12 protein-coding genes are annotated in these 13,701 nt (G+C 59.6%); 10 read left to right on the top strand and 2 right to left on the bottom strand.

Annotated elements, in window-relative coordinates; all coding sequences use genetic code 11:
• Positions 1–157: 157 nt before the first annotated feature.
• Positions 158–475, top strand: a complete 318-nt coding sequence (locus tag ACSQ87_RS05305; protein ID WP_436273484.1) for a Rieske (2Fe-2S) protein — start codon at positions 158–160, stop codon at positions 473–475.
• On the opposite strand, the gene sfsA is transcribed toward ACSQ87_RS05305, so the two are convergent.
• Positions 472–1,185: a DNA/RNA nuclease SfsA gene (sfsA, locus tag ACSQ87_RS05300; protein WP_436273483.1), complete on the bottom strand. Its 714-nt coding sequence runs from the start codon at positions 1,183–1,185 to the stop codon at positions 472–474. The two genes, ACSQ87_RS05305 and sfsA, sit on opposite strands and share 4 nt — an antisense overlap.
• Positions 1,185–2,357, bottom strand: coding sequence for a pyridoxal phosphate-dependent aminotransferase (locus tag ACSQ87_RS05295; protein ID WP_223433343.1), 1,173 nt, complete (start codon positions 2,355–2,357; stop codon positions 1,185–1,187). Before ACSQ87_RS05295 ends, sfsA begins: the two co-directional genes overlap by 1 nt.
• A 332-nt stretch (positions 2,358–2,689) precedes the next feature.
• Here ACSQ87_RS05295 and dksA point away from each other — a divergent pair, with 332 nt between their 5' ends.
• The 9 genes from dksA to panC all read left to right on the top strand — a co-directional run bounded on the left by dksA (position 2,690) and on the right by panC (position 13,676).
• Positions 2,690–3,133, top strand: a complete 444-nt coding sequence (dksA, locus tag ACSQ87_RS05290; protein ID WP_008153293.1) for an RNA polymerase-binding protein DksA — start codon at positions 2,690–2,692, stop codon at positions 3,131–3,133.
• Between the two features lie 202 nt (positions 3,134–3,335).
• Positions 3,336–4,232, top strand: coding sequence for a tRNA glutamyl-Q(34) synthetase GluQRS (gene gluQRS / locus ACSQ87_RS05285; protein ID WP_436273482.1), 897 nt, complete (start codon positions 3,336–3,338; stop codon positions 4,230–4,232).
• 77 nt (positions 4,233–4,309) lie between these two features.
• Positions 4,310–4,486, top strand: a complete 177-nt coding sequence (locus tag ACSQ87_RS05280; RefSeq protein ID WP_003176118.1) for a hypothetical protein — start codon at positions 4,310–4,312, stop codon at positions 4,484–4,486.
• On the top strand, positions 4,470–7,424 hold the full coding sequence (locus ACSQ87_RS05275) for a sensor histidine kinase (RefSeq protein WP_191623603.1): 2,955 nt from the start codon (positions 4,470–4,472) through the stop codon (positions 7,422–7,424). The genes ACSQ87_RS05280 and ACSQ87_RS05275 overlap by 17 nt, the downstream gene beginning before the upstream one ends.
• A 22-nt stretch (positions 7,425–7,446) precedes the next feature.
• Positions 7,447–8,883 (top strand): sigma-54-dependent transcriptional regulator, encoded by a 1,437-nt coding sequence (locus ACSQ87_RS05270; protein ID WP_150658158.1) that lies wholly within the window; start codon positions 7,447–7,449, stop codon positions 8,881–8,883.
• A gap of 878 nt (positions 8,884–9,761) precedes the next feature.
• Positions 9,762–11,162: a polynucleotide adenylyltransferase PcnB gene (locus tag ACSQ87_RS05265; protein WP_223433345.1), complete on the top strand. Its 1,401-nt coding sequence runs from the start codon at positions 9,762–9,764 to the stop codon at positions 11,160–11,162.
• A gap of 3 nt (positions 11,163–11,165) precedes the next feature.
• Entirely contained in the window at positions 11,166–11,651 is a 486-nt protein-coding gene (folK, locus tag ACSQ87_RS05260; protein WP_436273481.1) for a 2-amino-4-hydroxy-6-hydroxymethyldihydropteridine diphosphokinase, read from the top strand.
• 367 nt (positions 11,652–12,018) lie between these two features.
• Positions 12,019–12,819, top strand: a complete 801-nt coding sequence (gene panB, locus ACSQ87_RS05255; protein WP_436273480.1) for a 3-methyl-2-oxobutanoate hydroxymethyltransferase — start codon at positions 12,019–12,021, stop codon at positions 12,817–12,819.
• The gene (gene panC / locus ACSQ87_RS05250; protein ID WP_223433348.1) at positions 12,816–13,676 is read left to right on the top strand and encodes a pantoate--beta-alanine ligase; all 861 of its coding nucleotides are present in this window, start codon (positions 12,816–12,818) and stop codon (positions 13,674–13,676) included. The genes panB and panC overlap by 4 nt, the downstream gene beginning before the upstream one ends.
• Positions 13,677–13,701 lie beyond the last annotated feature (25 nt).

Here is a 13,701-nt window from a genome sequence, read left to right as displayed (position 1 = left end):
CCTTTAAGGGTTTTCCCGGGCATCGAGATGACAGGCCAAGTATCCTCGGCATCTGGCACCTGAACCCGACAGGCAAGGCGGCCATTTGATAATTGTTTGCATTTGAACGTCAAGCTCGGACATATCCAGTCACGAGCCGCAGGACTTGAGGATAGACATGAAGTTTCTTTGTGCAGGCGTTGAGCTGGCCGATGCCAGCAGCCGCGGTTTCGACATCGACGGCCAGAAGCTCTTTGCCGTGCGCCGTGACGGTCAGGTTTACGTCTACATCAATCGCTGCCCGCACCGTGGTGTCGGACTGGAATGGAAGCCCGACCAGTTTCTCGACCCCAGCAACAGCCTGATCCAGTGCGCGACCCACGGCGCACTGTTTCTGATCGAAGATGGGGAATGCGTCGCCGGCCCCTGTGCCGGGCAGTCCCTGACTAACATCGCCTGCCGCGAAGACGAGCAAGGGATCTGGGTCAGTCTTTAACCGTTGAGCAACACGTCCAGACGCCGATCGACCAGCATTTCTTCGTGGGTCAAGTGCACGCCATAGGCCACCACCTCGACCCCGCACGACACCGCCTCACGCAAGGCTGCGGCGTAGGCCGAATCGATTTCTTCTGCGGGACGCACCGCGTCGATGCCGGTGAGATTGACGCAATACAACTGCACCGCACGAATTCCGTCCCGGGCCAAATGCGCCAATTCGCGCAAATGCTTGGCCCCGCGCTGGGTCACTGCATCAGGAAACGCCGCCACCGAAGAACCATCGAAGCCCAGGGTGACACTTTTGACTTCCACATAAGCCGGCCCGCTCGGGTAATCGAGGCGGAAATCGATGCGACTACTCTCCTGACCGTAGGCCACTTCGCGTTTCAGCTCGGTAAAGCCATTCAACTCGGTGATGACACCGGCTCGCAGTGCCTCTTCGATCAAGCCATTGGCCCGCCCGGTGTTCACGCAAAACAAGCGCCCTTGCGGGGTTTCACCGACTTCCCAAGTACCGGGCAACTTGCGCTTGGGGTCGTTGGAACGGCTGAACCAGACCTGCCCGCCTTCGACCTGGCAATTGAGCATCGAACCGGTGTTCGGGCAGTGAATGGTCAGCAACTCGCCGCTAACGGTTTCGATATCGGCGAGAAAACGCTTGTAACGACGAATCAAACGGCCCTCTTCGAGGGGAGGATGAAAACGCATCAGCCTTGCCAGCTCTTCAAGCCGCGCGCAATCCGCTCGACCGCTTCCTGTAGGCGCGGAAGACTTTGGGTGTAGGCAAACCGCACATGGTGGCCAGCCTGAAAACGACCGAAGTCCAGACCCGGGGTAATCGCCACGTGTTCGGTTTCGAGGAAATGTCGGCAGAACGCGAAGGCATCGCCGCCGAACTTGCTGATATCGGCATACAAGTAGAACGCGCCTTCAGGCTCAACGGCGATACCAAAGCCCAACTCTCGCAGGGCTGGCAGCAGGAAATCCCGACGACGGCCAAATTCGGCGCGCCGTTCTTCCAGAATGCTGATCGTGGCTGGTTCGAAGCAGGCCAGAGCGGCGTGCTGAGCCATGCTCGGGGCACTGATGTAGAGGTTCTGCGCGAGTTTTTCCAGCTCACCGACCGCCGCTTCAGGCGCCACCAGCCAACCGAGGCGCCAACCGGTCATCCCGAAATACTTGGAAAAACTATTCAGTACAAAGGCACTGTCATCGACTTCCAGCACGCTGGCCGCATCAGTGCCATAGGTCAGACCGTGATAGATCTCGTCCACCACCAGATGACCGTGGCGCTCCTTGATCGCGGCAGACAGGCCCGCCAGCTCATCGCGGGTCAGGATCGTCCCGGTCGGGTTGGCTGGCGACGCCACCAGGGCGCCGACGCTGTCTTGGTCCCAATGGCGCGCAATGAGGTCCGGCGTCAATTGATAGCGCACGTCCGGACCTACAGGAACAAGCTGCGCCGCACCTTCCACCAACCGCAGGAAATGCCGGTTGCAGGGATAGCCTGGATCCGCCAGCAGCCAGTGCTTGCCCGGGTCCACCAACAAGGCGCTGGCCAGCAGCAGCGCACCGGAACCGCCAGGCGTGATGAGGATTCGCTGCGGGTCGATGTTCAAACTGTAACGCTGCTGATAAAAGCCGGAAATGGCCTCACGCAACTCGGGAATGCCACGCGCCGCGGTGTAACGGGTCTTCCCCGCCGTCAATGCGGCCTGGCCGGCCTGAATGATCGGCTCGGCGGTGGTGAAGTCGGGTTCGCCGATTTCCAGGTGGATCACGTCGTGGCCAGCGGCTTGCAGTTCATTGGCCCGCGCCAGCAGCGCCATGACATGGAAAGGTTCGATCGCGCGACTGCGGGCACTGTAGGACTGAGCCATTAGCCTTCCTTCAACGGGAAAAAAAACTGATTCTACCCAAGCACAGGAACGAGCGAGAACCTAAAGCGGTCAGACCGTTATAACGCTGGTCTCAAACGACTCAAGCGAGTGTCTCAGGTTTGACTAAAATCAATAATTGATCAGGTCTCCAGCACCGCCAGACAAGGCTTTGCAATCATTTGCAAGCACAGCGGGCCACTACCTCGACATCCGGGAGTAGCGCGGTCCGATTTGATCTGGTAAGTTCGCCCGCTTGCAGCCGCAGGGCCGGCAGGTGTCGGTGATGGAGCAATCCTGCGCAATGGATTACAAGAGTAGAGGCGGTCTATTTCATGTCCACCCAAGCAAAGCAACAACAGAACCAGTCGATCAGCGGCTTCGAACCCTACAAAGAAGTGAAGGGCGAGGAGTACATGGGCAAGCCCATGCGCGCTCACTTCACCAAGATCCTGAATAAGTGGAAACAGGACTTGATGCAGGAAGTCGACCGTACTGTTGATCACATGAAAGACGAAGCGGCCAACTTCCCGGACCCGGCAGACCGTGCCAGCCAGGAAGAAGAATTCAGCCTCGAGCTGCGCGCCCGTGACCGCGAGCGCAAGTTGATCAAGAAGATCGACAAGACGCTGCAGCTGATCGAAGACGAAGAATATGGCTGGTGCGAGTCCTGCGGCGTCGAAATCGGCGTCAAGCGACTGGAAGCCCGCCCTACCGCCGACATGTGCGTTGACTGCAAGACCCTGGCGGAAATCAAGGAAAAGCAAGTCGGCAAGTAATCTCGACTTGAACGAAAAACGGAGCGTGCGAACGCTCCGTTTTTGTTTCTGATATTTGCCTCGGCAGAGGCCCTGTGGGAGCGGGCTTGCTCGCGAAAGCGGTGGATCAGCCAACATTGATGTTGCGGCTGATGGCCTCTTCGCGAGCAAGCCCGCTCCCACAGGGTGGTTAGCGCAAGCCCGGAAAAGTAACATTGCCCTTATGACTGCCATCGCTTCCTCCACCTACATCGGGCGCTTCGCCCCCACACCGAGTGGACATCTGCATTTCGGTTCGCTGGTCGCAGCGCTGGCCTCGTACCTCGACGCGCGTTCGGTGGGTGGCCGCTGGCTGATGCGCATGGAAGATCTCGATCCACCACGGGAAGAGCCCGGCGCTCAAGCGGCGATCCTTAAAGCCCTGGAAAGCTACGGTTTCGAGTGGGATGGCGAAATGGTCCGACAGAGTGACCGGCACGATGCCTACGCCGAAGTCCTCAATCGCCTGTTCAACCACGGCCTGGCCTACGCGTGCACCTGTTCACGCAAAACACTTGCGCCCTATCACGGGATTTATCCGGGGCTGTGCCGCAACGCCGGTCATGACACTAAAGATGCGGCGATTCGCCTGCGTGTCCCCGAGCTGGAATATCACTTCATTGATCGCGTGCAAGGCGAATACCGCCAACACCTGGGCCGGGAGGTCGGTGATTTCGTGATCCGCCGCCGCGACGGGCTCTACGCCTATCAACTGGCGGTGGTACTGGATGACGCCTGGCAAGGCATCACCGATATTGTCCGTGGCGCCGACCTGCTCGACTCCACACCGCGCCAGCTCTACCTGCAAGAACTGCTTGGCCTGCCGCAACCGCGCTATCTGCATATCCCGCTGATTACCCAGCCCGATGGCAATAAGCTCGGCAAGTCCTACCGTTCGCCGCCGTTGACCGAAGATCAGGCGACTCCCTTGTTGCTGCGTGCGTTGCGCGCACTGGGGCACAATCCCGATGCCGAACTGGCTTACGCCACCCCACGGGACGTGTTGAACTGGGGCATCGCCCACTGGGATGCAGTGTTGATCCCGCGCACACTCAACCTGCCCGAAGCACAACTACAGTGATCACACTTGCAGTGGCGCGCCCATCCGTTACCATCGCCGCACGTTTTCGGGCACGCGCATAAAAAAGAGAGGCCGGGATGTACATCTATCGCTTGGTCCTGCTCCTGGTAGTGGGGATTTATCTGTTCTCCCCGGCCATCATGGATTGGTGGATCGACGCCACTGGCGCCTGGTATCGCCCTTATCTGCTCTGGCTGATTCTGATCGTCGTGACCTTCATCCTGCAGAGCCAAAAAGATGCCGATGAGCTTTAGCCTGACCCAGATGATCCTGATCAGCGCCGCGTACCTGGCGGTGCTGTTCGGCGTAGCCTGGGTCAGCGAACGGGGCATGATCCCCCGGGCGATCATTCGCCACCCGCTGACGTACACCCTGTCGCTGGGCGTGTATGCCAGTGCGTGGGCGTTTTACGGCACGGTGGGCCTGGCCTATCAGTATGGCTACGGATTTTTGTCCAGCTATCTAGGCGTCTCCGGCGCCTTTCTGCTGGCACCGGTGCTTTTGTATCCGATCCTGAAAATCACCCGCACTTATCAACTCTCGTCTCTGGCCGACCTGTTCGCGTTTCGTTTCCGCAGCACCTGGGCCGGTGCACTGACGACAATTTTCATGCTGATCGGCGTGTTGCCGTTGCTGGCGTTGCAGATTCAGGCGGTGGCCGACTCCATCGGCATCCTCACCCGCGAGCCGGTGCAACATCGCGTGGCCCTGAGCTTCTGCGCACTGATTACGCTGTTCACGATTTTCTTTGGCTCGCGCCACATCGCCACCCGCGAGAAACACGAAGGCCTGGTGTTCGCGATTGCTTTCGAGTCGGTGATCAAACTGATCGCCATCGGCGGTGTTGGCCTCTATGCGCTGTACGGCGTGTTCGATGGCCCGCAACAGCTGGAACTGTGGCTGCTGCAAAACCAGACTGCCCTCGCCGCCCTGCACACGCCATTGCAGGAAGGCCCATGGCGCACGTTGCTGCTGGTGTTCTTCGCCTCGGCGATCGTGATGCCGCACATGTACCACATGACATTTACCGAAAACCTCAACCCGCGCTCATTGGTGAGTGCGAGCTGGGGCTTGCCGCTGTTCCTGCTGTTGATGAGCCTGGCGGTACCGTTGATTCTCTGGGCCGGACTGAAACTCGGCGCCACCACCAACCCGGAATACTTCACGCTGGGTATCGGCATCGCCGCCAACAACAAGGCCCTGGCGCTATTGGCCTATGTCGGTGGATTGTCGGCGGCCAGCGGGTTGATCATTGTCACCACCCTGGCGCTGTCCGGGATGGCGCTGAACCACTTGGTGCTACCGCTCTATCAGCCGCCGGCCGAAGGCAATATCTACCGCTGGCTGAAGTGGACCCGCCGGGCGCTGATCGTCGCGATCATCATGGCCGGTTACGGTTTCTACCTGCTGCTGGGCGCGGAACAGGATCTGGCGAATCTGGGCATCGTCGCCTTCGTCGCCACCCTGCAATTCCTGCCGGGCGTACTGTCGGTACTGTACTGGCCGACCGCCAACCGCCGCGGTTTCATCGCCGGTTTGCTCGCGGGGATTCTGGTGTGGCTGGTGACCATGCTGCTGCCACTGGTCGGCAATCTGCAGGGCTTCTACATACCGCTGCTGAACATGATCTACGTGCTGGACGACACCAGCTGGCACATGGCGGCGATCGCCTCGCTGGCGGCCAACGTGCTGATGTTCACCCTGATCTCGCTGTTCACCAACGCCAGCAGCGAAGAGGCCAGCGCCGCCGAAGCCTGCGCCGTGGACAACGTGCGCCGGCCGCAACGCCGCGAACTGCACGCCGCCTCCCCTCAGGAATTCGCCACACAGCTTGCAAAACCATTGGGCGCGAAAGCGGCGCAAAAAGAAGTCGAACAGGCCCTGCGCGACCTCTATCTGCCTTTCGATGAGCGTCGGCCTTACGCCTTGCGCCGCTTGCGCGACCGTATCGAAGCCAACCTCTCCGGCTTGATGGGGCCGAGCGTGGCTCAGGACATGGTCGAGACATTCCTGCCTTATAAGGCCGGCGGCGAAAACTACGTCACCGAAGACATCCACTTCATCGAAAGTCGCCTCGAGGATTACCACTCGCGCCTGACCGGGCTTGCCGCCGAACTCGATGCCCTGCGCCGCTATCACCGCCAGACCCTGCAGGAGTTGCCGATGGGCGTTTGCTCGCTGGCCAAGGATCAGGAAATCCTCATGTGGAACAAGGCCATGGAGGAGCTGACCGGGATTGCCGCGCAGCGTGTGGTTGGTTCGCGGCTGAGCACTATTGCCGATCCCTGGAAAGAGCTGCTGCAAGGCTTCATCAATCTGCCGGACGAGCATTTGCACAAACAGCACCTGGCGCTCGACGGCCAGACCCGCTGGCTGAACCTGCACAAAGCGGCGATCGATGAACCGCTCGCACCGGGTAACAGCGGCTTGGTGTTGCTGGTGGAAGACTTGACCGAAACCCAGATGCTTGAAGACAAACTGGTGCACTCCGAGCGCCTGGCCAGCATCGGCCGACTCGCCGCCGGCGTGGCCCATGAAATCGGCAACCCGATCACCGGCATCGCCTGCCTGGCGCAGAACCTGCGAGAAGAGCGCGAAGACGATGGCGAGCTGAAGGAAATCAGCGGGCAGATCCTGGAGCAGACCAAACGCGTGTCGCGCATCGTTCAGTCGCTGATGAGCTTCGCCCACGCCGGCAGTCATCAGCACAGCGACGAGCCCGTCTGTCTGGCCGAAGTGGCTCAGGATGCCATCGGTTTGCTGGCCCTGAACCGACGCAATTTCGAAGTGCAGTTCTACAACCTGTGCGATCCCGATCACTGGGTCGAAGGCGACCCGCAGCGGCTTGCACAAGTACTGATCAACCTGCTCTCAAACGCCCGCGACGCCTCGCCTCCCGGCAGTGCGGTGCGGGTCAAAAGCGAAGCCGGCGAACACACGGTCGACTTGATCGTGGAAGACGAAGGCAGCGGTATTCCGAAGAACATCATGGATAGATTGTTCGAACCTTTCTTCACCACCAAGGATCCTGGCGAAGGCACCGGTCTGGGCCTTGCACTGGTCTATTCCATCGTTGAAGAGCATTATGGACAAATCACCATCGACAGCCCGGCTGATGTTCAAAGCCAACGCGGCACCCGTATCCGGGTGACCTTGCCGCGTCATGTCGAAGCGACGTCCGCTGTGAACTGAGACCGTCGAGAGTATCGAATCAATGCCGCACATTTTGATCGTCGAAGACGAAACAATTATCCGCTCCGCCTTGCGCCGCCTGCTGGAACGTAACCAGTACCAGGTCAGCGAAGCCGGTTCAGTGCAGGAAGCACAAGAACGCTTCACCATTCCCACGTTCGACCTGATCGTCAGCGACCTGCGTCTGCCTGGCGCGCCTGGCACCGAGTTGATCAAACTCGGCCAGGGCACTCCGGTGCTGATCATGACCAGCTACGCCAGCCTGCGTTCGGCGGTCGACTCGATGAAGATGGGTGCGGTGGATTACATCGCCAAGCCTTTCGATCATGACGAAATGCTCCAGGCTGTCGCGCGAATCCTGCGTGACCGGCAATCGGTGCAAGCCAGCGGCGAACCTGCCGTCGGCAAAGCCGGCAACGGCGCCGCGAAACCGGGCGCCAGCAACAACAACGGCGAAATCGGCATCATCGGCTCCTGCCCGCCGATGCAGGATCTGTACAGCAAGATCCGCAAAGTCGCGCCAACCGACTCCAATGTCTTGATTCAGGGCGAATCCGGCACCGGTAAAGAACTGGTGGCGCGTGCCCTGCACAACCTGTCCAAACGTGCCAAGGCGCCGATGATTTCGGTGAACTGCGCGGCCATTCCGGAAAGCCTGATCGAGTCCGAACTGTTCGGCCACGAAAAAGGCGCGTTCACTGGCGCCAGCGCCGGGCGTGCCGGCCTGGTAGAAGCCGCGGACGGCGGCACCTTGTTCCTCGACGAAATCGGCGAACTGCCACTGGAAGCCCAGGCCCGCCTGCTGCGCGTACTGCAGGAAGGTGAAATTCGTCGTGTGGGTTCGGTGCAGTCACAGAAAGTCGATGTACGCCTGATCGCCGCGACTCACCGGGACCTCAAGAGCCTGGCGAAAATCGGCCAGTTCCGTGAAGACCTGTATTACCGCCTTCACGTGATCGCCCTGAAACTGCCGGCCCTGCGCGAACGTGGCGCCGACGTCAACGAAATTGCCAATGCGTTCCTGGCGCGACAGAGCGCGCGGGTCAACCGCACCGACCTGAAGTTCGCCCCGGATGCCGAGCAGGCGATTCGTCATTACTCCTGGCCGGGTAATGTTCGAGAGCTGGAAAACGCCGTAGAACGTGCGGTCATCCTGTGCGAGAGCCCGGAGATTTCCGCTGAGCTGCTGGGGATCGACATCGAACTGAGCGATCTGGACGATGACGATTTCATCGGCCTGCCCCCACAACAGGGCAGCGCCACCGGTAACAATAGCCATGAGCCTACCGAAGACCTGTCACTGGAAGACTACTTCCAGCACTTCGTTCTCGAGCATCAGGACCACATGACCGAAACCGAGTTGGCGCGCAAACTCGGTGTCAGTCGCAAATGCCTGTGGGAACGCCGTCAGCGCCTGGGCATTCCGCGGCGCAAGACCGGAGTGGCCAGCGAGAGCTGAACGTCACCTGTCTGATGCGCAGGTAACACGTGACAGGGTTAAAAAACTGTTACCTCACCTTTTTCACGTAACAGAAGCCGGGGCTTACGGTAACGAAGCCCCGGCTTTTTTTGGCCTCTGAAAACCTCATCAGCCGGCCTAACCCCTTGTTTTGCTAGGCCTCGCAAAAGTTGGCACGCACCCTGCTATATGTTTAGTACAAGAACAATAACAAGCAATGCACAAGACAATAAAAATAAGACGTATCGACTCACGCACAATAAAAACAAGACGGCGAGAGGCGCAGCTAACTGATTCTTTTGGAGAGGCGTTGTATTTGGGGCTTGCCCCACGACCAGGCCGAGAACAATAAAAACTGTCACAAGACAGAGCCTGCACTGGTTGGATCGCAAGATCACTGCAACACAGCGACCAAAGCAATCCGTTTGCTCTTGGCTCCCGATTGGGAGGGTCATGAAGGAAAAACTTCATGGCGAGGGCACTTAACAAAAACAAAAAGCCCGAATCAAAAATAAAAATAGAGCATGCAACTACTTTCTTGGGGAGCTTCGGCTCCCCTTGTAGTTTCTGCCGTTTAGCCCTTGTAGCGGCACTTTGTAGCAGCTGTCGAGCAACGCGAGGCTGCGATCGACTGCGGAGCAGTCGCAATACAGGCAACCGGTTTCTTCTGACACACCGCAATCTCAGGTTTTACGACGGCTTCGCCGCCGAACGCAGCCTCGCGCTGCTCGGCAGCTGCTACATGTCCAAGCGTACAAACCCCTGCTTAAAGCGCTTGCGCAGCTTCCTACACCATCCCCCGACTAAATGCTAGAATCCCCGCCCATCATGCGGTCATTCTTCGTTTTGGCCGAACATTCCTTCAAACAGTGCATCCCATGCTGAAGAAGCTGTTCCAGTCATTCCGTTCTCCCAAGCGTCATACGCAACACATTCGCAGTACGCCTGAAGTGCTCAACAGCGGCCAACATTCGCTGCAAAAGGCCCAATTCAGTCGCTACGCGGTGAACATCGTCGAACGCCTGCAGAACGCCGGTTACCAGGCATACCTGGTCGGCGGCTGCGTGCGTGACATGCTGCTCGGCATCACGCCAAAAGACTTCGACGTCGCCACCAGTGCCACGCCTGAACAGGTTCGGGCCGAATTCCGCAACGCGCGGATCATCGGTCGTCGCTTCAAGCTGGTGCACATCCACTTTGGCCGCGAAATCATTGAAGTCGCGACCTTCCGCGCCAATCACCCGCAAAACGATGAAGAGGAAGACAGCAACCAGTCCTCGCGCAACGAGAGCGGGCGCATCCTGCGCGATAACGTCTACGGCACGCTGGAAGAAGACGCGCAACGCCGCGACTTCACCATCAACGCCTTGTATTACGATCCGGTCAGCGAGCGCATCCTCGACTACGCCAACGGCGTACACGACATCCGCAATCACCTGATCCGCCTGATCGGCGACCCGAAGCAACGCTACCAGGAAGATCCGGTACGGATGCTGCGAGCCGTGCGTTTCGCCGCCAAGCTGAATTTCGGCATCGAAAAACACAGCGCCGCGCCAATCCGTGAGCTGGCGCCGATGCTGCGCGAGATTCCATCGGCCCGCCTGTTCGAAGAAGTGCTCAAGCTGTTCCTCTCCGGCCATGCCGCGGACACCTTCGAGATGCTGGTCGACCTGCAGCTGTTCGATCCGCTGTTCCCGGCCAGTGCCGAGGCGCTGGAATACAACCCGACCTATACCCACACACTGATCAGCGACGCGTTGATCAACACCGATCTGCGGATCAAACAGAACAAACCGGTGACCCCGGCGTTCCTGTTTGCGGCCCTGCTTTGGCCTGCCCTGCCGGCCCGTGTGTTGCGCCTGCAAGAGCGTGGCATGCCGCCGATTCCGGCGATGCAGGAAGCGGCTCATGAACTGATCGCCGAACAGTGCCAGCGCATCGCGATTCCGAAACGCTTCACCATGCCGATCCGCGAGATCTGGGACATGCAAGAGCGTCTGCCACGCCGCAGCGGCAAGCGCGCCGACCTGTTGCTGGACAACCCACGGTTCCGTGCCGGTTACGACTTCCTGCTGCTGCGCGAAAGCGCCGGCGAGCAGACTGATGGCCTGGGCGAATGGTGGACGGATTATCAGGACGCCAACGACAGCGAACGTCGCGACATGATCCGCGACCTCAGCGGCAAGGATGATGGCACTGGCGCCCCCCGCAAGCGTCGCCGCAGCGGTGGCGCCAAGCGCAAACGCACCGCCGGCGCACCGAGCGCCACGGGCGAGTAATCCATGGAACGCATCTACATCGGCATGGGCAGCAATCTGGCTGACCCCGCCGAACAATTGCGCTGCGCCGTCGACGCCCTGGCGCAGTTGCCGCAGACCGAACTGATCGGGGTTTCCGGGTTTTATCAGAGCGACTCGCTGCTGCCCGGCCAACCGCGTTATACCAACGCGGTTGCCGCCCTCGACAGCACGCTCCCGCCACTGGAGCTGCTTGATGCGTTGCAAGGCATCGAGAACGGACAGGGCCGCGAGCGCCTTGAACGTTGGGGGCCGCGAACGCTGGATCTCGACATCGTACTGTTCGGTGATCGACTGATCGATGAACCTCGCCTCAAGGTGCCTCACTACCATATGCAGGAACGAGCTTTCGTTCTCTATCCACTGGCCGAACTGGCGCCTGCGGATTTGCGTGTGGCCGATGGCCGCAGCCTGAGTGATTTGCTCGCTGCCTGCCCGTTCGTCGGGTTGGAGCGTCTCCCTCCGAATTAATGTAAATCCCCTGTGGGAGTGGGCTTGCTCGCGAAGGCGGCGTGCCATTCGGCATCAATATTAACTGACACACCGCCTTCGCGAGCAAGCCCGCTCCCACATTGGTTTTGTGTCGAACATGAGATCGGTAGTTGCTGAATCGCATCAGTTACCCCGGTAACACCCCACACGTAACAATGCGGTAACACACACAATTGACTTCCCGAGTTCTCCTCACGACTATAGGCGTCCCGCTGCCGCCGACACGGCGTTGAAGGGCGCAATCCAGGCCTTAAAAGCACGACAACAGACCGTGCGCCTGTATTTAACGAAGAATCACGCGCGTTACTCGCAGTAGTTTCCACAGCGCCTGAATGAGGAACTTTTCATGCCAGCCATCACCCTGACCACTCTGCAAGGTCTCAAGCAAAAAGGTGAAAAGATCACCATGCTGACCTGCTATGACGCGACCTTCGCCCACGCCTGCAATGAGGCTGGCATCGAAGTGCTGCTGGTGGGCGACTCCCTTGGCATGGTTTTGCAAGGTCACGACAGCACCCTGCCGGTCACCACCGCTGAAATGGCTTACCACGTGGCGTCCGTCAAACGCGGTAACACCGATGCATTGATCCTCGCCGACCTGCCCTTCATGGCCTACGCCACCACCGAACAAGCCATGATCAACAGTGCCCTGTTGATGCAGGCGGGTGCGCACATGGTCAAGGTTGAAGGTGCGTTGTGGCTGGCGGACTCGATCCGTCTGCTGGCCGAACGCGGTATCCCGGTGTGCGCGCACATGGGGCTGACACCGCAATCGGTGAACATCCTCGGCGGTTATAAAGTCCAGGGTCGCAACGAAAACCAGGCGCGGCAGATGCGTGCCGATGCGATCGCCCTGGAACAGGCCGGCGCGTCGATGTTATTGCTCGAATGCGTACCGAGCGAACTGGCCGAAGAGATCACCCAGGCGGTAAAAATCCCGGTGATCGGCATCGGTGCCGGCAGTGGCACCGACGGCCAGGTACTGGTTCTGCACGACATGCTCGGCCTGTCGATCACTGGCCGTGTGCCGAAGTTCGTAAAGAACTTCATGGCCGGGCAACAAAACATTCAAGCGGCGCTCGGTGCGTACGTCACTGAAGTCAAAGCGGCGACTTTCCCTGGTATCGAACACGGATTCTCTGCATGAACACCGTAAAAACCGTACGCGAATTGCGGGCCGCCGTGGCCCGTGCCCGCAGTGAAGGCAAGCGCATCGGCTTCGTGCCGACCATGGGCAACCTGCACAGCGGTCATGTGGCACTGGTGACCAAAGCCACCCAACGGGTGGATTTCGTGGTCGCGAGCATTTTCGTCAACCCGCTGCAGTTCGGCGCCGGCGAAGACCTCGACAAGTACCCGCGCACCCTCGCAGCCGATCAGGAGAAGCTGCTCCAGGCCGGTTGCCACTTGCTGTTCGCGCCGACCGTTGAAGAAATGTACCCCGACGGCATGGTCGGCCAGACCCGCGTCAGCGTTCCGCAACTCTCCGAAGGCCTCTGCGGCGCCAGCCGTCCCGGGCATTTCGAAGGTGTGGCGACGGTGGTCACCAAGCTGTTCAACATGGTTCAGCCGGACCTGGCGATCTTCGGCCAGAAAGACTTCCAGCAACTGGCGGTAATCCGCGCCCTGGTGCATGACCTGAACATGCCGATCCAGATCATCGGCGAACCGACGGTACGTGCAGCCGATGGCCTGGCGCTGTCGTCGCGCAATGGTTTCCTCAGCGAAGAACAGCGGGCCGTTGCGCCGGTTGTGTATCGCGGTTTGAGCCAGATTGCCGACGCGATCAAACAGGGCGAACGGGATTTCCCGGCGTTGATCGGTGCGCAGATCAAGCAGCTTGAAGCCGCTGGTTTGCGTCCTGACTATCTGGAAATTCGTCATGCGCTGACCTTGCGCCCGGCGACTGCGCAAGATCGGGATCTGGTGATTCTGGTGGCAGCGTTCCTGGGCACTACGCGGTTGATCGATAACCTGCACCTGAACCTCGACGCATCCGCCTGAACGCTGCAATACCCCTGTGGGAGCG

This window comes from Pseudomonas sp. LjRoot277 (assembly GCF_964253845.1).
GTDB lineage: Bacteria > Pseudomonadota > Gammaproteobacteria > Pseudomonadales > Pseudomonadaceae > Aquipseudomonas.
The sequence above is the reverse complement of the archived record's forward strand: the minus strand, read 5'-3'. Positions and strand labels throughout refer to the sequence as shown.

Coding starts and splice junctions, on each gene's coding strand:
- ACSQ87_RS05305 (WP_436273484.1), top strand. CDS start 158: ATGAAGTTTCTTTGTGCAGGCGTTGAGCTGGCCGATGCCAGCAGCCGC.
- sfsA (WP_436273483.1), bottom strand. CDS start 1,185: ATGCGTTTTCATCCTCCCCTCGAAGAGGGCCGTTTGATTCGTCGTTAC.
- ACSQ87_RS05295 (WP_223433343.1), bottom strand. CDS start 2,357: ATGGCTCAGTCCTACAGTGCCCGCAGTCGCGCGATCGAACCTTTCCAT.
- dksA (WP_008153293.1), top strand. CDS start 2,690: ATGTCCACCCAAGCAAAGCAACAACAGAACCAGTCGATCAGCGGCTTC.
- gluQRS (WP_436273482.1), top strand. CDS start 3,336: ATGACTGCCATCGCTTCCTCCACCTACATCGGGCGCTTCGCCCCCACA.
- ACSQ87_RS05280 (WP_003176118.1), top strand. CDS start 4,310: ATGTACATCTATCGCTTGGTCCTGCTCCTGGTAGTGGGGATTTATCTG.
- ACSQ87_RS05275 (WP_191623603.1), top strand. CDS start 4,470: ATGCCGATGAGCTTTAGCCTGACCCAGATGATCCTGATCAGCGCCGCG.
- ACSQ87_RS05270 (WP_150658158.1), top strand. CDS start 7,447: ATGCCGCACATTTTGATCGTCGAAGACGAAACAATTATCCGCTCCGCC.
- ACSQ87_RS05265 (WP_223433345.1), top strand. CDS start 9,762: ATGCTGAAGAAGCTGTTCCAGTCATTCCGTTCTCCCAAGCGTCATACG.
- folK (WP_436273481.1), top strand. CDS start 11,166: ATGGAACGCATCTACATCGGCATGGGCAGCAATCTGGCTGACCCCGCC.
- panB (WP_436273480.1), top strand. CDS start 12,019: ATGCCAGCCATCACCCTGACCACTCTGCAAGGTCTCAAGCAAAAAGGT.
- panC (WP_223433348.1), top strand. CDS start 12,816: ATGAACACCGTAAAAACCGTACGCGAATTGCGGGCCGCCGTGGCCCGT.